The sequence below is a fragment of the Paenibacillus sp. J14 genome (assembly GCF_000518465.1).
GTDB classification, from domain to species: domain Bacteria; phylum Bacillota; class Bacilli; order Paenibacillales; family Paenibacillaceae; genus Fontibacillus; species Fontibacillus barengoltzii.
This window is the reverse complement of record NZ_JADQ01000015.1, coordinates 56,200-78,593: the sequence shown is the minus strand read 5'-3', so window position 1 is coordinate 78,593 and position 22,394 is coordinate 56,200. Positions and strand designations below refer to the sequence as shown.

The following is a 22,394-nucleotide window of genomic DNA, read 5'->3' as shown; positions in this document are numbered from 1 at the left end:
GATGATCGCAATGATGAAATCAAATGGCGTACTTGGCCGGTTCGCTTGCCTTTACACGCTCCGCCGCCATCGCCAATTCGGCGGCTTCCGTAGGCGAAGAAGCAAACTTAACTTCCATATTCCTGCGTTCGTCAAAATATTTGCCTTCGTACAAAAAGCCAGGCAGCTTATCCGCCCAACCTCCCGTACCCAAAAGCACAATGAGGGGTACCTGTTCCAAGTAAGCCACCGAGGCTTCCCCCAATGTTCCGTTTCCTCCTCCCACCATAATCACGGCGTCGCTGGATCTGATGGCGAGCGAGCTTCTGACATCGTACCCCATCCCCGTGGGAATAATGATATCCAAATAGGGATTGGCTTCCTGTTCAATATCCCGCGTAGCCAGAAATCCGATCGTTAATCCGTTGTGGCGTTTAGCTCCCTTGCATGCCGCCTCCATCACTCCCGGCCCTCCGCCGGTGACCAGGCGCGATCCCCTTGCGGCGATCATTTCTCCTACTTGCTCCGCAAGCCTCAAGGTTTCCGGGGTTTCATCCTTCCATTTGCCGATCACGCATATGTTCTTGACCATACACGCTTCTACTCCCCTTTAGAAGTAATTCTCGTATGCCCATTCGCGGCAATCGTCGAATAGGATTTAAGCTTGTCCATCTTTTTCCAAAATTCAGTTTCGATGTCGATATTAAAGGCAACGCAGTTGCCAAGCAGCAAAATGAGCAAATCGGCATGTTCCTCCGCTAAATTCCCTTTATGTTTTGTGAGGCAGGAACAGATTTCGCCTACTTCCTCCATAATCAAATTCATGCGAAACAGAGCGTCCTCTCCCCCATTGTTTTTAAAATTATGCCGCTCATGAAGTTCCCGTACAGCTTCCAATAGATCATTCAAAGTCCGCTCCCTCCTTTCTCAACTGCCGCAGGATCCGCTTATCCTCTTCGCTCATCAGTTCTTCACTCGTCAAAATAACGTTATTCAATACCAGATACTCGTTCCCGCAAACACTGCATTTCAGCAATCCGCCCTGAACATCTGGCCCTGCTTCCCTGAACTCCATTTCGGAATGGCCGTTTTTGCATACAACCAAATCGAACAGGTTTTTGCTTTTTGTACTAACTCCCATACTAATCCCCTCTTTCAATAGAAAAATAATAGTGAATATAATTTTTATCCTCTCCAAGCTGACCATGAGCCAATATGGAGAAACCTGAACGCTTCAGCATTTTGTGTACGCTTTCAATGGATTTATAGTTCGCCGGCGCCCCATACTCGTATTTGATGGAATGAAAATATCCGCGGAACAATTTTTGGAGCGCGGGGGAATGGTCCGACGGAAACAAATCGACAATCACCGCTTTTCCCTTCTTGCTTAACAATCTACCAATTTCATATAAAGCTTGCTTCTGGTTATAGACGCTATGAAACATAAAAGCTGAAAAGATCGCATCAACGCACTGCCCGTCCAAATGAATTTCCTCGGCGGAAGAATTGATCAAATAATCATATACGTTCTTTTGGGCGGCGATGTTTAACATTTCACGCGAAATGTCCACGCCGATCAAGCTGGCGTTGGATCTATTCCTGACCTCTTTTCCGAGCACGCCGGTACCAACCCCCAATTCTATGGCCCTCCGGCCTTCCCGCAACTCAAGGGTATTGACGATTAACTCCGCCAGCTCCGGGTAAGAGTAACCTCTTTTAATCAATTTGGGCACAACTTCATTTTCATATTGCGGCGCCCAGCTATTGAACGCTTTGTAAACCCGTTTCATGTAATACTTCCGAATCATGATAAGCATCCTCCCTCCGTTCGATTAAGGAGCTATACTTCCCCCATACTTCCCGCCTTTGGCATATGGCCACGACATATTCCCCGGAAACGTCGAAATTACGCGTAAAAACCAACATTTTCTCGTACAGTTTCAGCAGAGCGAAGGCCTCGGAATATTTTTCCTGGTTGTAATCAAACAGTTTTTGCAGTCCGCCTATATCTTTCATGAAGGTGATATAATCGTAGAAATTCGCAAATTTAAAAATAAAACGTTCCTTCCAAATACGATAGGGAAAAAGACCTCCTTCGCTTAGGACCTCTTCCAAACCATCCAGCGAAAACCGCCCCAGCACATCTTTCCCATTCTCATGGAATGGAAATATTTCGCTTTGGTATTGTCCTCCAGGCACCATTAAAATGACGATTCCCTCGGGTTTCAGGTATTCCCTAATCTTTCTTAATACAAAGACGGGGTCATGCAAATGATGCAGTACCTGCTTTAGGATAATGACATCAAAACTGGCTTGTCTAAAAATACCGTCCTCTATATCCCCTACAACGTATTGAACGATATTGTTATGATTACCCAGCCGGTCTATTTTTGCCTTGGCGGCCTCGATCATATCCTTGCTGATGTCAAGTCCGACGATACGGCAGCGGTCATAATGCGCAGCGATATGTTCGAGCAGTTTGCCCGATCCGCACCCAATCTCCAAAATCTCCTTTCCATTGCCTAATTCGAATTCCAGTTCTTTCATCATCGGGTTGTCGCAGCCTTGCACTTCCTTGATGTGGTTCCCTTTCTTTTCCCATTCTTTCGCCAATTCCTTACTGAATACGTTTCCAACCTTTAGGCTCTGTACACTCATTTTCGTCACCTCATCTAAATTTGTGAAATATATCACATTTAATCCGATGATGAAAGACGTTAAATCGAGAACATGATGCCGTTAATGCCGTTTGCGGGAGTAGATTTAGCAAGTAAGGTAGAAGTTTGTTTTGAAAATTACGGTTGGGAGGTCAATAGAGTAGAATTTGGGAGTGTCATAAATAATATATAGCATAATTGTAAATATATATCAACAACTACCAAAAAAACACGAACCTTGCTGCAGCAGCCCGATAGGAAAAGGCTTGCCTACTTAACTATTTAAGAAAAACGCCTGACGGCATCCTTTAGTTCGTGCGATTTAGTTCATACGTGCAAAATAGCCGGCTGTAGGGAACAATCTATATCCGGCTTATTTTCTTAGTCACTAATCCTGTACTCGTAACCATGAATTCCTTTGTAATATTCCGGGTACATGCCTCCTCCACATTCTTCGCAGCGGAATTGCGGAGGTACGGTTGGATCTCCATAATGTTACCCTTTCTCCGTCATAAGCTTCGATCCGGCTCACCGCTATCGCTGGTCTTCTCATGTATCGCCCGATATATCCGAGTTGCCGCTTGACGTTCCCTTTCTGTTTCGGAGCATGCACATAGAAGCCTTCTCCATTTTCGGAGTAGGCTTTTTGCAAACGGGACTGCACTTGCCTTTTCTCTTGTTCGCTTAACTTTCGGCGAATCAGCTTCAACACAACCGTCTGCCATTGTTTACGCAACATCTCGAACGGAATAAAGTCGTATGTTTTCCACTCGCCGTTCTTCTTCATCCCTCCCATGGTTACTAGCATATGGACATGAGGATTGAAGTTAAGCCGTGCCCCAAACGTATGCAATCCGGCTATGATTCCGGGAGTTACCTTATGTTTCTTCTCAAAATGTTCTTTGACTAAGCGCACCGCTTCATCCATAAATTCTTTGAGCAATTTTGCCCGATGAAGCAGAAAGATTTCCCGCAATCCTTCGTCAATCGTGAAGACGACATGGCGGTGGTTGACTTGGAATACATCTTGTTCCAGGAGACGTGCCCATTCCTCTGTTTCTCCGCATGAACAGGTCGTACAGAATCTTCCTTTACAACGATACGGAACGAGCCGTAGGTCATGACATCCTTCACATACCATCAGCTTAAAACCGTTTCGGGGATCCCCGCATCGACGGAACTTCTCTACTTCCTTCCGCACATTGGCACGCAGCTTGCCACCATGTTTTGCCACAAACCGATCCCAGTGCCCTCGCTCATCAAAAAAGATGCGTTTCAAGATGTTCGTCTCCATATCCTAACCTTACCAAAAATAGAAATAAGGCGGAAGACCTGCTCCCACCCCAAAATTTATAAATTCTATAATGTGGAGCATAGGCGCCTGAACGCCGCCTTTGCCCATGATTTGCGGACGCCCCTCACCGTGCTGCGGGGTTATGCGGATTTCCTTTGTCAGTACGTTCCCGAAGGAAAAGTCGGGCAGGAGAAGCTTCTTGCCACGTTATCCTCCATCTCAAGGCATACGCTAAGGCTGGAAAGCTACGCCCACACGATGAGCGAAACGAATAAATTGGAGGATGTGGCGATTAGAGCGGAGAAGATCCGCGTCTCCGATCTGACCGGGCAGATCAATTCCGCGGCCGAGGCGCTGAAAGCCCAGTCGGCCGTGGAGATCAGCATCGTGAACCGGATAAGCGCGGAGTATGTCTGCGCAGATGCCCAGGTCGTTCTCCGGGTGGTGGAAAATTTACTGTCCAATGCCCTCCGTTTTGCCCATGAAAGGGTGGAAATCGGGCTGTGCCTGGAAGGTCCCCATCTCATCACCGAAGTGGCCGACGACGGGGACGGCTTTACGACGGAGGCATTACGTGAAGCGGCCAGGCCATATTTCCGGGAAGAGGCGGTAGAGCCCGGCCGCGTCCATTTCGGCCTTGGCCTCTATATTTGCCAAACGCTGTGCGAACGACACGGAGGCCAGCTTGTCTGGTGCAACGAAGAGCAAGGGGGCGCCAGGGTAACAGCCAAGTTCCTTTGCACAACCGAAAGTTGATAAAAAGTTGAATCGTGTTCTATATACTCTCCTTGAAGCTAATGGAAGGAGAGTTTTTTGTGGGAAACATGAACATCGAAATTCACAACTTGAACAAGGATTACGGCCAAAAACAGGCGCTGCAAAATATAAGCCTGACGATCGGACAAGGTATGTTCGGTCTGCTCGGCCGCAACGGCGCAGGCAAAACAACGCTGATGAAGACGCTGGCTACGCTGCTCCGCAAAAAGAGAGGAGACGTGACGGTATGCGGCATCCCGCTTGAAAACGCCAAGGAAATCCGCCGCATTATCGGCTAATTGCCGCAGGATTTTTCCATGTACGGGAATATGAGCGTGTACGAGGCAATGGATTATCTCAGCGTTTTATCGGGGCTAACCCGCGAAACCCGTAAAAAGAGAATCCCGCTGCTGCTGGAGCGGGTGAATTTGATTAACATCTGCCATACGAAAGTAAAGGCGCTGTCCGGCGGCATGAAAAGACGGCTGGGCATCGCCCAGGCGATTTTGCACGAGCCGAAGGTGCTGATCGTCGACGAGCCGACGGCCGGGCTCGATCCGGAAGAGCGCATCCGCTTCCGCAATCTGCTGAGCGAGCTGGCCGGGGAGAGAATCGTCCTGCTGTCGACGCATATCATCGGCGACATCGAAGCGGCTTGCGAGGAGATCGCCGTCCTGGAAGCCGGCCAGCTGCTGTACCGGGGAACGGTGAAGGCGCTCGCAGGCAGCGCGGCGGGCAAAGTGTACAATGCGGTAGTACCACGGCCGGAACTGGAGCGGCTAAGGGAAACGTTCGTCGTCACGGGCATGTCTATGTTCGATGGACAGGCCAGCGTCCGGCTGTTGCCCGACCGGAAGCCGACCGCGAACGCGGTGGCGTGCGAGCCGGACCTGGAGGACGGCTACATGCTGCTCATGCGCGACCACGGGGCCCAAACGGATCAGGGAGGGACAGCTTATGTTCAGGAAGGAAAGTAAAAAGACGCTGAAAACTTGGACGTTCTGGATCTATGTCGCGGTACTGCTCTTGTTTGGATATACGCAGCTTGGCACGGAGCTGGCCAAAATCGAGCCGCCCCAGCCGGGGCGCGAAAGCTACGGCATGAAATACGTCGACGACCCGGGGCTGATCATGGACGGCGCGGCCGCTTCCTTGAGCGGGGAATTCGCGGCGAACGCGTATATTGCGTATCCTCCTCCCTCAATAAATTAATGTTTTCTCTGTTTTTCTTGCTTTTTCTCATGATTTCATCTTTGACTTACGAAACACCCTTGGATAAGATTTGACGGAGAGTGAAAATATGGGATCGACCAGTTGGCGGGAACAGAGGTGCTGGTCACCTCGTTTTTTCAGCCATATGATCGCAAATGGATCTCCACATATACCCTTGTGGTTTACCCTCCCATATCTCCCTGGGTCATAGCCCTTACATTCCTTCGTTCTACCTCTCAAGGGGTGGAGGCCAGGCAAGCTCCTTTACGGGGTCGATGCCCTAATGGTGATGATTCCTCCCGGCCTATCCGTGCTTCGCTTGTCAAAGATCAACATGTGGATAAAACAAGTAAACGATCGAGTTGCTAACCTGTGAATAAATTAAGCTGCTGCTTGCAACTGAGCCTCCCGATGAGGGCCGAGTACTTTGGTGGCATCATAGACTTTCTGCTTGCGACCGAGTTCAAATAATACGCGAATCAACTTGTTGCAAATGGAAATCATCGACTGTTTCTTCTTGAGCGGATTATCCCTGCGTGTCGTAAAATACGTATGCAGAGCGCGGAATTCCGGATTCTTTGAAACCAGCACAAGGGCTGCACGGTATAAGATGGCGCGAAGACGGCAACGTCCGCGTTTGCTAATCGTCGTTTCTCCCTTATGCATGCCGGAACTGTTCTCACGCAAGCTTAAGCCGGCGTGGCGAACAATTTGCTGGCTGTGTTCATACTTTGCCAGGTCCCCGACTTCCGCCAGAAATCCAGCAACGGTGACCAGTTTCACGCATGGAATCGTCATCATCTCCGCTGCCCCGGGGATTTGCTTAACCAATTCAGCGACAAGTACCATCAGTTCTTCAATCTGCCTGCACAGCATGGCGTATTGCTCCAAATACATGGCTAGCTCATGTTTGGCGGCCATAGCTCCTTCCGTGAGGCCGATGGATTTTCGAGCTTTTCGGAACAGCAAATCCGCTCGTTTGGGCCCTACAGCCCGTTTCACGCCTTCTCTTTTCCATAGCGCCACGATAGAGGTCTCGCCCGCTCGGACGATCTCTTGCGGCAGCGGAAAGTACTTCAGCGTGATGAGGGAAGCTTTGCCTTCCCAATCTTTAAACACTTGTGTATATTCGGGAAAGAAGCGATCCAACCAGTTGTGGATTCTTCCTTTCACGCGATTGAAATCCCCGTTCAGACGGTCTCTTTGGTTCATGAGCACACGCAGTTCGGCATATATTCCTTCCGGCAGCTGCGGTTCGGTGTAACGACCGTCTATGACGAGCTTGGCGACGACTTTCGCATCTTTAATGTCGTTCTTCGTCGGAGAGTTGTCGTCGAGTTCCTTGCTTCTCTTTACATGATGCGGATTGACCAGCACAACCTGAACACCTTGCGGCTTAAGAAAATGAAATAACGGAAACCAGTAGTGACCGGTCGGCTCAACACCTAGGATGGTGTCGTTCATTCCGTGTTTTTCTTTAAGAGATTCAGCCCAAGCTAGAAGGCTCAGCAGGCCATTCTCATCATTTTGGAACAAACAGCGCTCCCAAGCTCAATCCCTCGGTAATTAAAGGCGCGGGCTACATGGTTGTTCTTAGCGATGTCCGTACCAATTGATGAGAGTTTTCTCGGTAATTCTTTCAATACGTTGATTTTGTTTGCTGGATTGACTATGATTCATATAGAGCGTCCTCCTCATGAATAAGGGCTGTGAATGTGCATCATTCCGAGACCCAGTATACAGGAGGCGCTTTTTTGTGTTCAAACCGCAAATTAATTCATTACAGGAATAGCTCCTATTTAAAATTGCGCTGGAGAAACGGGTTTCTCCATTCCATCAATGCGGCGTAATTCCGTGACTCCTCATCTTCCAGATAATCACGCACGACCGTGACCGGCGTACGGCCGCAACGCAGCAGGAAGGTGATCACCGGATCCTTCAGCTCACCGCTCACAACGGCATTGAGATACTGCTCCGCCGTCATTTCCTCTGCATACTTGTGATAGCCCGGCATTCTGCCGCCGCCCAGCAATCGCTCAAGGCCTTGCTGCACCACCAACTCGTACATGGACAGCATTAACCACTTGCCTAGGCCCCATTTCCGATAAGCCGGACGAACGCTGATATCTACAACGTACAGAGTATTTCCATCAGGCCGGTGGTTGCGGATGTACCCTTCATCGGTGATATCCGCCCAGGCGTGCTCCGGCTTGCCGGGGTCAAAATCGACCTTGAGCCCGGTCATCGAGCCTACCAGCTCCCCGTTGACTTCCACGCATAACGCGCCTTCAGGGAACAACCGCACATGGTTGCGGAGCTGCTCCTCGTTCCACCATAATTCCGAAGGAAAAGGAGGCGGGAAGCTCTCCTGCTGAATGCGGATCAACCCCGGAAAATCCTTCTCTTCGTAGTTCCGAATGACCGCCGGCACCGGCCGGCCTTGATCATTAAACACGTACCATTCTTTCCGATACATCATGTCTCTCCTCCATGGACAACCTGTGTGGCTTGGTTTAGTTCCAATCGGTGTACAGATCGGTCCGACGATCTCGCCAAGTGGTCACCGAGCCTTTCTCCCGAACCTGATAAAGCAGCTCCAAATCGAGATCGGCGGTTACGATCATATCGTCGTTGATCTCACCTTCCACCAAAATGCCGCGCGGTGGGAACGGTACGTCGTTTGGCGTGATCACCGCCGCCTGCCCGAAGTTGCCCCGCATGAAGTCCACCGTCGGCAGCGAGCCGACCGTCCCTGTAGTGACGATGTATACCTGGTTCTCAACTGCTCGCGCATGGCAGCAGTAGCGTACCCGGTGGAAGCCGTGGCGATCGTCCGTACAGGATGGACAGAAGATTACGTCCGCCCCCTTCGCCTTCGCCATCCGGACGATCTCCGGAAACTCGATGTCATAGCAAGTCAACATGGCGATTTTACCCTTGTCGGTTTCGAACACTTCCAGGCCATCGCCCGGCGTCATGTTCCATTCCGTCACCTCGGTAGGCGTAATGTGCAGCTTGGCTTGCTCCGCGATTCGCCCATCGGGATAGAACAGATGAGCGACGTTGTACAACCGGTCGCCTTTGCGCAGCACATGCGTTCCGCCGATGATATGCATGCCGGTCTGTCGAGCCAATCCGCTAAACAGCGTACGGTATTGCTCTGTGAAATCCGGCAGCTCCTGGATGGTCAATGCTCTCCCCTCCGGTGTTCCAATCGACATCAGCTGCGTAGTGAAAAACTCAGGGAACAGCACGAAATCCGCGCTGAATTCCTCCGCGGTTTTGATATAGTGTTCGGCCTGCCGGGCGAACTCGTCAAAGCTGCCAATCGTATGCAAATGATATTGGACAGCGGATACTCTTAATTTCATGGGACTCCCCTCTCTTGTCTTACTCCATCTTCGTAAATTTCATCATAAAGTCAGCCAGAATGCAATTCCGCCGCCCTGCAGCGAACCCCGCTCATAGATGAACCGGGAGGCCGGCTCCCAATACAATCTCTTGTTCTGTCACTATGGATTCATATGCCAGAAGCCGCACCCCTTGCCGGGAAGCTTCCTCCAAAGCGTTCGCAAAAGCCGGATCCATGTCCCGGTAAGGAGTAAATTCGCGGCATCCCTTCATTTGGATGACGAACAGCACCGTCCCCGTGTATCCTTCTTGAACCGCCTTAGCCAACTCCATAACATGTTTGGTTCCCCGCGTCGTTGGGGCATCCGGGAACATGGCGATCCCATCCTGCTGGAGGGTCACGCCTTTGACCTCGATGAACCCTCGTTCCTCGCCTTTTTCATAGTAGAGATCAAACCGAGAATCCCCATAGGTGACTTCACGCTTCGCGCGGCTGATCGTTCCGATCTCCGCGATCCACCCCGCCTTCAGCGCCTCGAACGCCACCGGATTTGGCGCTTGCGAATCAACGTTCACCCAGGCTCCATCCTTGGCCGCTGCAATCAAGGAATATTTCGTCTTCCGCTCAGGCCGGTCTGACACCTCCAGCAGCACCTCGGTATCCATTCGCAGAAGCTCCTTCAGCCGACCGGTATTTTTCACATGCACCTGTTCTATAACGCCATCCACTTCTACCTCAGCGATAAACCGGTTCATCCGCCGCTGAAACCGCCCGTGCACAATGTTCCCATATTTCATCTGTCTTCACTTCCCTTAGACGTTACCAAGCCGCGATCATGCCGTCCGTTCGGGATTCCGTCCCGCCGGCCAACACGCCGGTTTGCAGATCCCGCCAAATGATTTGGCCGCGTCCGAAGGCTCCTCCGTCCGGCATCACTTCGATATCATGCCCTTTTTGCCGGAGCGCCTCAATGAGCTCGCCTGGAAACTCCGGTTCCACCTGCACCTTCTTCCCGCCAACCCACTGCCAACGCGGCACATCCAGGGCCGCTTGAGGATTCAACCGGTAATCCACCGTATTCATGATCACCTGCATATGGCCTTGTGGCTGCATATATCCGCCCATGACGCCAAACGGGCCCACCGCCTCTCCATCCTTGGTCAGAAACCCGGGGATGATCGTGTGATACGTTCGTTTCCCCGGCTTCACGAAGTTCGGATGCCGTTCATCCAGCGAGAAGTCGGCCCCGCGGTTTTGCAGGCTGATTCCCGTTCCCGGGACTACGACACCTGAGCCAAAGCCCATATAGTTGCTTTGTATATAGGACACCATATTGCCTTCCTCATCGGCTGCAGCTAAATAGACGGTCCCGCCCTTCGGCAGATCGATCGGCTTCGGATCCAGTGCGTTGTCGCAGATCTGTTGAGCCCGTAACGAGGCGTATTCCCGGGACAACAGATATTCGGCAGAGACCGGCATATCCGCTGGCTCCGTGATCGAGGCTTGGCCATCCGTAAACGCGAGCTTCAGCGCCTCAATCTGACGATGCACGGTCTCCGCGTTGAGCCACTCAGGCTGCTCCAACTGCTCATAGATGTTAAGGGCCATCAGCGCAACCATCCCCTGCCCGTTTGGCGGAATCTCCCAAACGTCATAGCCTCGGTAATTCGTCGAAATCGGCTCAACCCACTCCGGCCGGTAGGCAGCCAAGTCGGCTTTCCTTAAAAAGCCGCCATGCTCCAACATCAAGTCCTCGATTTGCTGGGCCAGCTCCCCTTCGTAAAAATCCCGCGCTCCGCTGGTTGCAATCCGGCGCAAGCTCTCCGCATGACCCTTCGAGCTCCACACTTCCCCGATCTCGGGAGCCCGGCCTTGCGGAGCAAAGGTGTGGAACCAGGCTTCGAACTCCGGTCCCTCCTGTTTGCGGTACGCCTGGTAAGCCCGAGCCCAGTATTTGCCCAGGATCGGTGTCAGAGGATACCCCTCCTCGGCATATCGAATCGCGGGCTTCAAGCTCTCCGTCAGCGGACGTCTGCCGAACCTTTCGGCCAGCTCCGCCCAAGCCGCTGGGACTCCGGGGACCGTAATCGGCACCAGCCCCAGCTTCGGCATTTGCTTGTGCCCCCGCTGTTTCACGGCCTCCGCCGTCAGTAAAGCCGGTGCCGGCCCGGACGCGTTCAGACCGTGGAGCTTCCCCTTCGTCCAGACAAGGGCAAACGCATCCCCGCCGATTCCGTTGGAGGTCGGCTCGACGACCGTCAACGCCGCCGCAGCCGCAATCGCCGCGTCAATGGCGTTCCCCCCTTGCTGCAGAATTTCAAGCCCGGCCTGTGCTGCCAGCGGCTGGGACGTCGCCACCATTCCTTTTTTTGCAAAAACGGTATAACGCTTGGATGCAAACGGGTGATGCAGATAATCCATTGACCTCACTCCTTTGCTTAGGGTTCATGAAGAAGCGTCTAGGTGCAATGCAGCTTATCTCATGCTGGTATAATAACATAGACCTTTTCGCAGGAGTAGAATGGCACAAAAAAGACCCCCATAGCCTAAACACGTTGCTCAAAGCGTCTAGTCTATGGGGATCAGTCTATCTAGAGCCCATCAATCGATCATGCCAAGAGTTTGTAGCATTCTCACGAACACGGTGGCAGCCTGGGCACGTGTCGTTTCACCCTTCGGACTAAAAGTATCCTCGCTTGTGCCGGTCATGATGTTCAGCTTAACCATCAGACGAACGTCCTCCAAGAAGGCTGCGTTCACACTCGCCAGATCCTTGTATTCATTCAGAGTCACATTTTCCTTTGTTATTGGCAGCTGCTCAAGGGAAATCCCTACAGCTAACATGCTCGCCATCTCCTCACGCGTAAGCGGCTGATCTGGTTTGAATTGAGTCCCGCTCACAAAGTCCAGCAGTCCAAGCTCCTTGGCTTTAACGACTTCATCGAAATACCATGCACCTTGTTTGAGATCGTCATAGGGAGCTGTATTACCAGTAGAAATGTCGCGTCCAAGCGCCCGGACCAACATGGCGGTAAACTCCGCCCTTGTTACGGATCTGTTAGGGTCGTACAGTCCACCGCCCACTCCTTCAACAAGCCCTTTAGCTGCAGCAAGCTGGATATACGGTTTACCCCAATGATTTTTCACATCGGTGAAGCTTACTGGATTTTGCGCTGCAATAAATACGCCGTTGAAATAAGAATGAATCGACGCATTCCACACATCGTCAGCTTTTACCGCTCGAGCGGGGACAAAATCAAACTTCTCCGTCGTTTCGTTATAGCGGAACACCCCCCATTGCTCCGACATGCCAGTGATGTTCTTCGGTATCGGAATTATCCGGGGAAGCGCCTTGCTGAACGAATCTGCCGTACCGACAACTTCTCTCGTCTTGGTGTTGATGATATCCGTGCGCAAATCTACGATCGCGCCCAGGACTTGGCCTTCTGGCACACCGCTTGCAAACGCCGCCAGGATGTCCTTGTCGTCAGATTTGTCGGTCAAGGTGACCTTGAAGCTGATATCCTGAGGTTTTAGATGGTTCGCGGCAAGCAAGTCCGTCAACCCCGGAATCAGCGATGCCAAATCGACCGGCACCTGGTAGCTGGCGTAAGGGGTTTTGAAGTCGATGATAAAAGCAGCGGCACGTTCTACGCTCACTATCAGGACAAATACGACCTGATGGAAAAGTGCGGACGTCCTGATCAATGAAGATGAATGCCTCGTTCCGCCCAAGTATTTTGCTACATATGTAGGATGGACGCACATCGGCGTAATTCAACAATGGCTGGAGAACGGCGGGCAAGAGTCGCCCGAGGAAATGGCGCGCATCCTGACAACGATTCTGGTGCACGGTCCATTGTATGCGGCAGGCTTGAAGAAACTTGCCGCGTCTGAACATCCGTTGCCGAATCTTCCAATAGGGAGCACAAACTAACTCTTGATATAAAAAAGTTCCGTGTAGTTTTGCACTACTTGTTCTCATTCTATGCCAAGGAACAACTTGTAAAGGGCATTCCACTACAAACCGTGGTATAATAGCCTCTGGCATAAACGGTTGGAATGCATATTCCTCGTTTGATGCGGGTGGGAGAGGGATATTTTGAAAGTGTGATTTTTATCATGAAAGGAGTTTTTAAGCTTAAGCAACACCAAACGAACGTGAGAAGAGAGCTCATCGCTGGATTGACCTCGTTCTTCTCGATCGTGTACATCATCGCCGTCAACGCCAACATCCTGAAGGATGCAGGAATTCCGCTGGAGGCCGGGATATTGGCCACCGTGCTGTCTTCGCTTGTCGGCTGTTTGTTGGTCGCGTTCGTAGCGAACGCACCGTTAATTCTCGTCCCCGGCATGGGGATCAACGCTTTATTTACCTATACCATAGTAGGATCGATGGGACTCAGCTACCAAGAAGCTTTGGGCGCAACAGTGCTTGCGGGCATCCTGTTCGTCGTGGTGGCTTTTACCGGTTTGTCCTCCCTGATCTCCAAAGCTATTCCGGCTTCCCTGAAGGAATCGATTTCCGTGGGAATCGGGCTGTTCATTGCCTTCATCGGCTTGCAGAAGAGCGGCATTGTCACCGGTAACCCCAGTCACTTTGTGGCGCTCGGGGACTTGTCCGCACCGCTGGTTCTCGCTTCGATCATCAACCTGATCCTGACGCTGTTCCTGTTCTTGAAGAAGGTTCCGGGGAATTTTCTGATCAGCATTATTTTAGGAACGTTGGTGGCTTGGTTGTTCGGCATCGTTGACCTGGGATCGTTCGCATCCGCATCGCTGTCGTTTCAAAGCTATCGTGACGTCTGGATGAGCGCGGACCTCCGTCATCTGGCCAGCATTCCGTTCCTGACGGCGTGCTTCTCACTGGTGCTGGTACTGGTCTTCGAAAATATCGGGCTGGTTCACTCGCAAGTGGATGGCATGCTGAATGCTCCAGAGAAAAATGGGAAATCGCTCAAGGCCGTATCGATCTCCGCAGTGGCTTGCGGTCTCTTGGGCACGAGCCCAACGGTTTCGACGGTCGAGACAGCTGCTGGTATTACCGCAGGCGGAAGAACCGGGTTGACCTCAGTGACGACCGGGTTGTTGTTCCTGGGCGCTCTGTTCTTTATGCCCTTGATCAAAATGATCCCGGACGCTGCCATCGCCCCGATCTTGATTATCATCGGCGGATTGATGCTGACGAATATCACGAAGATCGATTTCAGCGATTTTTCCGAAGCGTTCCCTGCGTTTCTTGTCATTCTGATGATCCCTTTAACGTATAGCATTGTTGACGGTATTGCTTTTGGCTTTATCGCTTATCCGCTGCTCAAGTTGTTCTCGAAGAAGCGGGAACAGCTGTCGATCTCCATGTTCGTCATCTCGTTCCTGTTCCTGGTGAACTTCTTGCTGCAGTCGGTTCTATAAATCAATTTTGCATAAAAAAGTCGATCAGGATATCCTCCTGACCGACTTTTTCTATTTATTGGGATGGCCTTATCGGCTCATTAATCATGGTCTCGCAAAAATTTCACCAATGCCGCGTTAAACTCATCGGCATGCGTTACATTAAATCCATGCGGGCCGCCTTTGATCACTACAAGCTCGCTGCCAGGAATCATTTCATGCGCTCTTTGACCGCTGACTTCGAGCGGTACGATCGCATCCGAATCCCCGTGCAGGATCAGCGTTGGGATGTTAAACTTGGCCAGATCGCCGCGGAAGTCCGTGCGGGAGAACGCCCCGATACAATCCAGCGTCCCTTTCGGAGAAGCAAATGCCGCAATATCGCGGTTATACAAACGGAATGGTTCGCTGACCAGATCGGTACGGTCGCCGGCTGCGAAGAAGTTCGTCGTGAACATATCCAGGAAAGCCAGCCGGTCTGCCTTCACACCATCCTCGAACGCTTTGATGGTTGCATCGTCGAGTCCTCCTTCTGGGTGATCTGCAGATTTGTACAGATACGGCGGAACCGCACCCGCGAGAACTGCTCTTTTCACTCGATCTGTCCCATAAGTACCAATATATCGGGCCACTTCCCCGCCGCCCATCGAGAAACCAACCAAAGTCACATCACGTAAGCCCAGATGTGTAATCAGCTGATGCAGATCGGCAGCGAACGTATCATAATCATATCCGTTCCAAGGCTGCGACGACTGACCAAACCCGCGGCGATCATACGTAATGACCCGGTAGCCGGCATTCACCAACGCAGGTACTTGTTTCTCCCAAGATCTGCCGCTCAGCGGCCATCCATGAATTAAAATCACCGGTTTCCCGGAACCTACATCTTCATAGTGAAGCTCTACCGGATGTCCATTCTCTTGCCCTACTGTTACTTTTGCCATTTGAAATCCCTCCAAATATATTTTTTGATATTATATTGTGCACAATGTTTATGTTCACATCATACTCCCGTTGTTTTAAATTGTCAACAATTAAATTGCAAAAAATATATATTCTTTTTGAATCATCTGCTATGATGAAGGTAAACCTTATAAATAAAGCCAACCGAGGTGCATCATCTTGAAAACGAATGAGCAAAATTTAAAATTGGGGGAACACCTTTGTTTTTCGCTATACGCCTGCTCCCGGGCCATCCTGCGGATGTACCGCCCCTATTTGGATGAGCTGGAGTTGACCTACCCGCAGTACCTGGTCTTGGTCACCTTATGGGAGAGGGAGAAGAGCACCATTAAAGAGCTCGGAGAGGCCCTTGATCTGGACACCGGCACCTTAACACCTTTACTCAAGCGGATGGAAGCTGCCGGACTCATTGAGCGACAACGCGATTCCATCGACGAGCGCGTGGTGAATGTGTTGATCACACCGAAGGGGAAGGCGCTGCAAGAGAAAGCATCCTGCGTTCCGCAATCGCTGATTGACGCCACGGACATGGATCTTAAAGAGATTAACCAGTTGAATGAAAGCATCAACCTGCTGCTGCAACAAGTGAATGCTGCAGCGAAGAAATAAAAGGTCAAGTCAGAGATAGAATACGGATATACGCCATGAGCTCAGCGATTCCTTGATATTGGATCCTGAGCTTTTCATTTAGCTTCTCAAGTGCCACCTGAAAGGAACGATCAAGTTTAGGCAACCGGAACATTTCCACATCCTGCAATAGCTTCCGCAGATTCTCGATATAATATACTGTTTTGCGTAAACTACTGATCACCAGAATCTTGCGTAGTTCAGTCACCGAATAGATTCGATACCCACTGACCGGGTGCCGGGTCGAGGTGACCAGCCCCTCCTTCTCCCAATGCCGAATAGCAGACGGATTCACCCCCGCCAGCTCCGCTACCTTCCCGATCGTCATCGCATTCGTCAGCTTCCGGTTTTTATATACCCTGAAGTCCGCATGGCGAACCATCGTTAACAACTCCTCCACCCGCTGCTTCTCATCCTCAACTTGGGCCAGTTGATGATTAATCAACCATAGGGCTTCCGTGACGCGATCAGCTTTGATTTTCCGCATCACTTCATAGACGGTGGGAATGTCATAACCCGCTAACAAGGTCCGGATGGCGACAAATGCCTGGTAATGCACCTTCGCATAGACTCTATGGTTGCCTGCCGTTCTACATACCTCCGGAATCAATCCTTGTTCTTCATATCTTCTCAAGGTCGTTGTGCTAATATTCAACCGCTCGGCAATTTGTGCAGGTGTATATGTATCTGTCATAAAACGACCCCCTTGCTTAAAGTAAAACCTTCAAGTGCTACGTTAACTTATTCATCTTTAGATGACTATAACATTGGGGATTCCATCGAGCAAAACCGAAAGATTGCATGAATGTTATATCCTGAAGGTATCACATGTAAGGGAGTGAAATGAATGAGTCAAATCAAGCTTGTTACTTTATCTGACGGTTCAACATTGGAGGTTGGTCTGGCCGGGAAACCTTCCCGTCCGATCATCATGTTGCCCATCGCCAAAAAATCCGTCACGGACCAAGAAGCAGAAAGTTTGAAAATGTGGGGCGTCGATCCCGATTTAGGCAAACACTTCGTCGAGGGCCTGTCCGATCTGTTCCAGGTGCTGCATTTTGATTATGAAGGCCACCGGTTTCAGCATCCCCAGCCTGATCATTTGACAGCGGAGTATATCGCCAATGATTTCTTACACATCGCTGATGAGATGGGAGTGGATACGTTCAGCTACTACGGCTATTCCTGGTTAGCCTTAGCCGGCTTACAGCTGGCACTCCGGACCAATCAGCTGGAAAGTTTGATAATGGGGGGATTCCCGCCTTATGAAGGACCTTATCAGGAGATGTTGACGGTCACCGCCAAAACTCACGAACAAGCGCTGCAATCGTCCCCGTCCTCGTCTGCTCAGAATTCACATCAGGACGCCGTCAGCCCAGAAGAATACGATTGGGATCAGGTTCAAGTCACATTAGATCCAGCACAAACGAAGCAATTTCTGACTCTATACCAAAGCTTGTCCGATTTCGATGACACCTCTGTGCATGGAGATCTCTCGTTGCCCAAGCTGGCTTTCGCGGGCGAAGCCGACCGTATCGTTTATGGCGAGAACTTTGGAAGGGTGACTGTGGACATCGCTGGGGCTTTACGAAAAAATGAACCCACCTTGCGGCAGTTCGGCTGGGATGTGGTGATTATACCGGGGAACGTGATGGATCATACGAAAGCGATGCAGCCAGAGACCGTACTGCCTGTGATCAAGCCCTGGCTGGCTGCGAACTTGTTGAAATAAAGGTTACCTTCGACCTTTCATTTGGGTACCTCTTTTCATGCCTCTTTGCCACCATTATCCCTTTTGATCCGCGTACCTTGTTCTTTCTATGACCTGATGCAACGGGATAATCCTCAAAAGTAAGCGCAAAAATAAAGAGCTAACCGCAGATTAACCACGGATTAGCTCTTCAACATTTCACTTATTTGAAATTAGGACACTGAAGCTTCTTCTTGCTTCGTTCCCGATAACCCAAGGGCCTGCGCGGTTGATTGCTGAAGCGTACGGAAGAGTTCTGGATTCTCCGACAGTGACAAGCCGTACGAAGGAATCATCTCCTTGATCTTCGGCTTCCAAGCTTCGAGGTACTGCGGGAAGCATTTCTCAATAACCTCCAGCATGACATGCACCGCAGTCGAAGCTCCCGGGGACGCACCAAGCAATGCGGCAATCGAGCCATCCGCAGCGCTGACCACCTCGGTGCCAAATTGCAGTGTCCCTTTTCCACCCTCAACCGTATCCTTGATGACCTGTACCCGCTGACCCGCGACGATTAGGTCCCAATCCTCGCTCTTGGCTCCGGGGACAAAGTCCCGCAGCTCCTCCATCCGTTGTTCCTTCGACAACATGAGCTGCCCAATCAAATATCTCGTTAATGCCATCTCCTTGACCCCGGCTGCCAGCATCGTCAGAAGATTATGCGGCTTCACAGAGGTAATCAGATCAAACATGGAGCCTGTCTTGAGGAACTTCGGCGAAAAACCGGCAAACGGTCCAAACAACAGCGATTTCTTATTGTCGATGAACCGGGTGTCCAAATGGGGAACGGACATCGGTGGAGCTCCCACCGAAGCCTTGCCGTACACTTTGGCATGATGCTGTTCCACCACTTCCGGATTGTTGCACACCATAAACAGACCGCTGACCGGGAAGCCCCCAATCCGCTTGCCTTCCGGAATGCCGGATTTTTGCAGCAAATGCAAGCTCCCGCCGCCGGCACCAATGAAGACGAACTTGGCGGTATGACGCTCGGTAGCACCGCTGTTCAAGTCTTTAACCATCAATTCCCACAACCCGTCCGTCGTCCGCTTCAGCTTCTTCACGCTATGCTTGTAACGGATGTCCACGCCCTTCTCCTTCAAGTGGTTTAATAGCATGCGGGTTAAGGCGCCAAAATTCACGTCCGTACCCGAATCGATCTTCGTCGCCGCAATGGGCTCTTCCAGCTTCCGATCCTTCATCATCAGAGGAACCCATTCCCTAAGTTTCCCTGGATCCTGGGTGAACTCCATCCCTTGGAACAGCGGATGGGCAGACATCGCTTCATAACGTTTGCTCAGAAATTTAACGTTCTGCTCCCCGCGCACATAGCTCATATGGGGAAGCGGCATGATGAAATCCTGCGGATTGTGGATCAGTTGACGCTGAACCAGATAAGCCCAGAACTGTCTCGATACCTGGAACTGCTCATTTACCTTAATGGCTTTGCTAATATCAATGGTTCCGTCCGGCCGCTCGGTGGTATAATTCAATTCGCACAGGGCCGCATGACCGGTTCCCGCATTATTCCACTCGTTCGAGCTTTCCTCCCCTGCCCGCGCAAGTTGTTCAAACACCGTGATGTTCCAGTCCGGCGCCAATTCCTTCAGCAGGGTCCCCAACGTCGCACTCATAATTCCGGCACCAATCAAAATAACATCTGTACTTGTTTGTCCGTGATTCATGTTTACCGTCCCTTATGACCTTATTTTGCTGAAAGGATGTAAGCGCTGTCGATTTATCCTCGTTGCAAACTTTGAGACGAGCTGGCCCACACCTTTTCCGTAATTAGTGATCTATTTTAAGTGTAACAACAATAGTGAGGGATTGAAATATTTATTTCTTTAATATTAATAATTGATTTTTTTAAGCTATCCAAAAAGAACTTATCGCTTCACTCTTCCAAATTTATTCTTTTTCGATACATACACCTCTTTTATTAATAAATATTTATTGATTATCGATAAAAAACATGATAAATTAACCTCACACTAATCACGCGAGGTGCTGTTGTGATATGAAACGTGAACAAGGCTCTACCCTCTTCTTAAGAGGCGTCGTCTTCCTGATGGGCATCGCGATCCTTGCGGTCTGCGTATTCGCGGTCCCTCTGGCAGCCAAAGAAATGGTGGAGTATTATCCGCCATACATTTATCTGACCCTGCTTATTCCTATGTATGCTTCGGCTATTCCGTTCTACTATGCGCTTTACCAGACGCTGAAGCTTTTGGGCTATATCGATAAAAATACCGCTTTCTCCGAAGCCTCGGTGAAAGCTCTAAAGAGCATTCGAAACTGCGCGATCGCAATCTGTATCTTGTACGCGGTCATTTTGCCGATTCTATTCATTATTGCGGAGAAGGATGATGCTCCGGGACTCGCCGCAATCGGGCTGGTCATCTGCTTCGCTTCCCTCGTCATCGCCGTCTTTGCTGCCGTGCTTCAAAGGCTCTTAAGAAATGCCATCGACATCAAATCGGAAAACGATCTAACGATCTGAGGTGAGAAATCCATGGCCGTAATTATTAATTTGGATGTCATGCTGGCAAAACGGAAAATGAGCGTCACAGAGCTTTCGGAGAAAGTGGGCATTACGATGGCGAATCTGTCGATTCTGAAGAACGGGAAGGCCAAGGCCATACGCTTTTCCACGTTGGAGGCGATATGCAAGGCGCTGGATTGCCAACCTGGAGATATACTGGAGTATCGAGATGATGAAGAGTAACTCAAATTCGATTCAAAATAAGAGGGTGCCTCTAATTGGCGTACATTTGGGATATGCTCTGCAGCAGTTGGTTCGCTTTGGCTGGCAGCAAGCGTTGTCCTGCGTTTTTCCCGTTGTGATCTTCGCTTCACTGGCATTGACGCAGTGGATTCCTCTTCCTTGGCTGCCCCGCTATGATTGGCTTCTAATCATCTGCCTCGCCATGCAGGTCTGGATGGTTCGGTCTGGACTGGAAACCCGCGATGAATTAAAGGTGATTACTGTCTTCCACCTGATCGGCTTGGCGCTGGAACTGTTTAAGGTGCATATGGGGTCTTGGTCGTATCCGGAGGAGGGCTGGACGAAGGTTAACGGGGTTCCCCTCTACAGCGGATTTATGTATGCGAGCGTGGCTAGTTATCTGTGCCAGGCCTGGCGGCGCCTAAAGGTAGATCTCGTTCGCTTCCCTCCGCTCTGGCTGGTGGTTCCGCTTGCTGCCTCCATTTACCTGAACTTCTTTACCCATCATTATTGGATTGATGTTCGGTGGTGGCTTTCAGCACTGGTGTTGATCGTTTTCTGGCGGACTTGGGTTACCTATGAGGTTGGCGGTAAGCCTTACCGAATGCCGTTAACCCTTTCGTTTGTGCTGATCGGGTTCTTTATCTGGATTGCAGAGAATGTGGCCACCTTCTTTAGCGCCTGGAGGTACCCAAACCAAGCCGACGGCTGGCATCTCGTCCATCTTGGCAAGATCAGCTCTTGGTTGCTGCTGGTCATTATCAGTTTCTTGATCGTCGCAGCATTAAAGCGGGTAAAGGGACGACTTGGATAAGTTCAGTAAGCATCTACGCATGAATTGGGATATGAGCCGGCTAAAGCCAGCGCATATCCCAGTGCTGTCTTTATGTACCCCAGGGAAAACTTAACGCTGGCTGAATGTTCACTGCAAAAGCGGACCTTGTGCTAAACTAAGATATAGAATTGAAGCCTGGCGGCAGAAGAAAGGAGTCCTTCCCTTGGGCAGAAAACAATCTTACTCCCATTCCGAATTATTAAACATTACGAAACGTTTGGTGTTAGAACATGGTTATGATGGGTTTAATCTTAAAATGCTCTCAGAGCACTTGCCAGGCGCTCGAAGCACAATCTATCAGTACTTTGCGAATAAAGATGAAATCGTTGCTGCATGCATGAAACGCGTGATTGCATCCATCGTTGATAAAGCCTCCGCCCTGGACGAGACTGACCCAATGCAGGCTCTTCAGGAGTTGCTGGGCATCTATCTCGAAGAATACCAGCTGCATCAGCTCTTAAACGATGCCTATAAAATCAAGACATCGAATTCCGATGTAGCGCGTCAGGATATCGAATATGTGGAGCAGGCCCACGAATTGCTCAAAGTTCAGCTGACCCGTCTGTTCCAGAGCGCCCAGCAAGAAGGTAAATTAAGAGACGATATCCCGCTTCCTGTCCATATCGGCGTTTTTTTCAACCTGATTAATACGCCAAATATGATGAACGTTCCAGTTCCCCAATGGAGCCAGATGTTATTTGACGTATGGATGGGAGGAGCCAAGAAGTAAGAGGTTTTTTTTCCATAAGTTTATTTTGACACACGTGTCAAAATAGTGTTTAATCAAAGAGAAGTTGTTAAGCTCGTACCAAATTCGACACACGTGTCAAAAATCAATGAGGAGTTGAACATC

General features: G+C 50.5%; 22 protein-coding genes and 4 pseudogenes. 11 read left to right on the top strand and 15 right to left on the bottom strand.

What is annotated here, in order from left to right:
- Positions 1-19 precede the first annotated feature (19 nt).
- The 6 genes and pseudogenes from M891_RS0108000 to M891_RS23520 all read right to left on the bottom strand — a co-directional run.
- Positions 20-571: a TIGR00725 family protein gene (locus M891_RS0108000; RefSeq protein WP_028538448.1), complete on the bottom strand. Its 552-nt coding sequence runs from the start codon at positions 569-571 to the stop codon at positions 20-22.
- A gap of 8 nt (positions 572-579) precedes the next feature.
- Positions 580-888 carry a hypothetical protein gene (locus M891_RS0107995; protein ID WP_028538447.1) on the bottom strand — a complete coding sequence of 103 codons (309 nt, stop codon included), beginning with the start codon at positions 886-888 and terminating at the stop codon, positions 580-582.
- Positions 881-1,120 (bottom strand): hypothetical protein, encoded by a 240-nt coding sequence (locus M891_RS0107990; protein ID WP_028538446.1) that lies wholly within the window; start codon positions 1,118-1,120, stop codon positions 881-883. Before M891_RS0107990 ends, M891_RS0107995 begins: the two co-directional genes overlap by 8 nt.
- 1 nt (position 1,121) lies before the next feature.
- Positions 1,122-1,787: a class I SAM-dependent DNA methyltransferase gene (locus M891_RS0107985; protein ID WP_036699687.1), complete on the bottom strand. Its 666-nt coding sequence runs from the start codon at positions 1,785-1,787 to the stop codon at positions 1,122-1,124.
- Positions 1,741-2,637, bottom strand: coding sequence for a class I SAM-dependent methyltransferase (locus tag M891_RS24595; protein WP_028538444.1), 897 nt, complete (start codon positions 2,635-2,637; stop codon positions 1,741-1,743). Before M891_RS24595 ends, M891_RS0107985 begins: the two co-directional genes overlap by 47 nt.
- A gap of 471 nt (positions 2,638-3,108) precedes the next feature.
- Positions 3,109-3,930: pseudogene (locus M891_RS23520) on the bottom strand (IS91 family transposase); the annotation flags it as partial.
- 72 nt (positions 3,931-4,002) lie between these two features.
- Here M891_RS23520 and M891_RS24865 point away from each other — a divergent pair.
- The 3 genes and pseudogenes from M891_RS24865 (at position 4,003) to M891_RS0107960 (ending at position 5,898) form a co-directional block, all read left to right on the top strand.
- Positions 4,003-4,686, top strand: a complete 684-nt coding sequence (locus tag M891_RS24865; protein ID WP_176222432.1) for a sensor histidine kinase — start codon at positions 4,003-4,005, stop codon at positions 4,684-4,686.
- Between the two features lie 41 nt (positions 4,687-4,727).
- Positions 4,728-5,663, top strand: a pseudogene (locus tag M891_RS23510) (ABC transporter ATP-binding protein).
- Positions 5,644-5,898, top strand: coding sequence for a hypothetical protein (locus M891_RS0107960; protein WP_028538443.1), 255 nt, complete (start codon positions 5,644-5,646; stop codon positions 5,896-5,898). Before M891_RS23510 ends, M891_RS0107960 begins: the two are co-directional and overlap by 20 nt.
- Positions 5,899-6,279: 381 nt before the next feature.
- Here M891_RS0107960 and M891_RS23505 read toward each other — a convergent pair.
- The 6 genes and pseudogenes from M891_RS23505 to M891_RS25750 all read right to left on the bottom strand — a co-directional run bounded on the left by M891_RS23505 (position 6,280) and on the right by M891_RS25750 (position 12,559).
- Positions 6,280-7,578: pseudogene (locus M891_RS23505) on the bottom strand (IS110 family transposase).
- Positions 7,579-7,693: 115 nt separating this feature from the next.
- Positions 7,694-8,374, bottom strand: a complete 681-nt coding sequence (locus tag M891_RS0107950) for a GNAT family N-acetyltransferase (RefSeq protein ID WP_028538442.1) — start codon at positions 8,372-8,374, stop codon at positions 7,694-7,696.
- Between the two features lie 37 nt (positions 8,375-8,411).
- The gene (locus M891_RS0107945; protein WP_028538441.1) at positions 8,412-9,269 is read right to left on the bottom strand and encodes a carbon-nitrogen hydrolase family protein; all 858 of its coding nucleotides are present in this window, start codon (positions 9,267-9,269) and stop codon (positions 8,412-8,414) included.
- A 91-nt stretch (positions 9,270-9,360) separates the two neighbouring features.
- The gene (sfsA, locus tag M891_RS0107940; RefSeq protein ID WP_028538440.1) at positions 9,361-10,047 is read right to left on the bottom strand and encodes a DNA/RNA nuclease SfsA; all 687 of its coding nucleotides are present in this window, start codon (positions 10,045-10,047) and stop codon (positions 9,361-9,363) included.
- A gap of 22 nt (positions 10,048-10,069) precedes the next feature.
- Positions 10,070-11,671 (bottom strand): gamma-glutamyltransferase family protein, encoded by a 1,602-nt coding sequence (locus tag M891_RS0107935; protein ID WP_028538439.1) that lies wholly within the window; start codon positions 11,669-11,671, stop codon positions 10,070-10,072.
- A 180-nt stretch (positions 11,672-11,851) separates the two neighbouring features.
- Positions 11,852-12,559, bottom strand: coding sequence for an S-layer homology domain-containing protein (locus M891_RS25750; RefSeq protein ID WP_232228311.1), 708 nt, complete (start codon positions 12,557-12,559; stop codon positions 11,852-11,854).
- Positions 12,560-12,950: 391 nt separating this feature from the next.
- Here M891_RS25750 and M891_RS25530 point away from each other — a divergent pair.
- Together M891_RS25530 and M891_RS0107925 are read left to right on the top strand one after the other, a co-directional pair.
- Positions 12,951-13,187 (top strand): annotated as a pseudogene (locus M891_RS25530) (TetR-like C-terminal domain-containing protein); the annotation flags it as partial.
- Between the two features lie 185 nt (positions 13,188-13,372).
- Positions 13,373-14,662, top strand: a complete 1,290-nt coding sequence (locus tag M891_RS0107925) for an NCS2 family permease (protein WP_028538437.1) — start codon at positions 13,373-13,375, stop codon at positions 14,660-14,662.
- Between the two features lie 80 nt (positions 14,663-14,742).
- Here the strand turns inward: M891_RS0107925 and M891_RS0107920 are convergent, their stop codons facing one another.
- Positions 14,743-15,585 (bottom strand): alpha/beta fold hydrolase, encoded by an 843-nt coding sequence (locus tag M891_RS0107920; protein WP_028538436.1) that lies wholly within the window; start codon positions 15,583-15,585, stop codon positions 14,743-14,745.
- 178 nt (positions 15,586-15,763) lie between these two features.
- On the opposite strand from M891_RS0107920, the gene M891_RS0107915 reads away from it, so the two are divergent.
- Entirely contained in the window at positions 15,764-16,213 is a 450-nt protein-coding gene (locus M891_RS0107915) for a MarR family winged helix-turn-helix transcriptional regulator (RefSeq protein ID WP_016314474.1), read from the top strand.
- 4 nt (positions 16,214-16,217) lie between these two features.
- Here the strand turns inward: M891_RS0107915 and M891_RS0107910 are convergent, their stop codons facing one another.
- Positions 16,218-16,925, bottom strand: coding sequence for a MerR family DNA-binding transcriptional regulator (locus tag M891_RS0107910; protein ID WP_028538435.1), 708 nt, complete (start codon positions 16,923-16,925; stop codon positions 16,218-16,220).
- 153 nt (positions 16,926-17,078) lie between these two features.
- Here M891_RS0107910 and M891_RS0107905 point away from each other — a divergent pair, with 153 nt between their 5' ends.
- Positions 17,079-17,963, top strand: coding sequence for an alpha/beta fold hydrolase (locus M891_RS0107905; RefSeq protein WP_028538434.1), 885 nt, complete (start codon positions 17,079-17,081; stop codon positions 17,961-17,963).
- A gap of 191 nt (positions 17,964-18,154) precedes the next feature.
- On the opposite strand, the gene M891_RS0107900 is transcribed toward M891_RS0107905, so the two are convergent.
- Complete coding sequence (locus M891_RS0107900; RefSeq protein WP_028538433.1) at positions 18,155-19,666, bottom strand: malate:quinone oxidoreductase; 1,512 nt, start codon at positions 19,664-19,666, stop codon at positions 18,155-18,157.
- A gap of 332 nt (positions 19,667-19,998) precedes the next feature.
- Between M891_RS0107900 and M891_RS0107895 the strand changes: the two genes are divergently transcribed.
- The 4 genes from M891_RS0107895 (at position 19,999) to M891_RS0107880 (ending at position 22,271) form a co-directional block, all read left to right on the top strand.
- Positions 19,999-20,481 (top strand): DUF2975 domain-containing protein, encoded by a 483-nt coding sequence (locus M891_RS0107895; RefSeq protein WP_028538432.1) that lies wholly within the window; start codon positions 19,999-20,001, stop codon positions 20,479-20,481.
- 12 nt (positions 20,482-20,493) lie between these two features.
- Positions 20,494-20,706 (top strand): helix-turn-helix domain-containing protein, encoded by a 213-nt coding sequence (locus tag M891_RS0107890; protein ID WP_009223422.1) that lies wholly within the window; start codon positions 20,494-20,496, stop codon positions 20,704-20,706.
- The gene (locus M891_RS0107885) at positions 20,696-21,520 is read left to right on the top strand and encodes a DUF817 domain-containing protein (RefSeq protein WP_232228308.1); all 825 of its coding nucleotides are present in this window, start codon (positions 20,696-20,698) and stop codon (positions 21,518-21,520) included. The genes M891_RS0107890 and M891_RS0107885 overlap by 11 nt, the downstream gene beginning before the upstream one ends.
- A 184-nt stretch (positions 21,521-21,704) precedes the next feature.
- Positions 21,705-22,271 carry a TetR/AcrR family transcriptional regulator gene (locus M891_RS0107880; RefSeq protein WP_016314481.1) on the top strand — a complete coding sequence of 189 codons (567 nt, stop codon included), beginning with the start codon at positions 21,705-21,707 and terminating at the stop codon, positions 22,269-22,271.
- Positions 22,272-22,394: the final 123 nt, after the last annotated feature.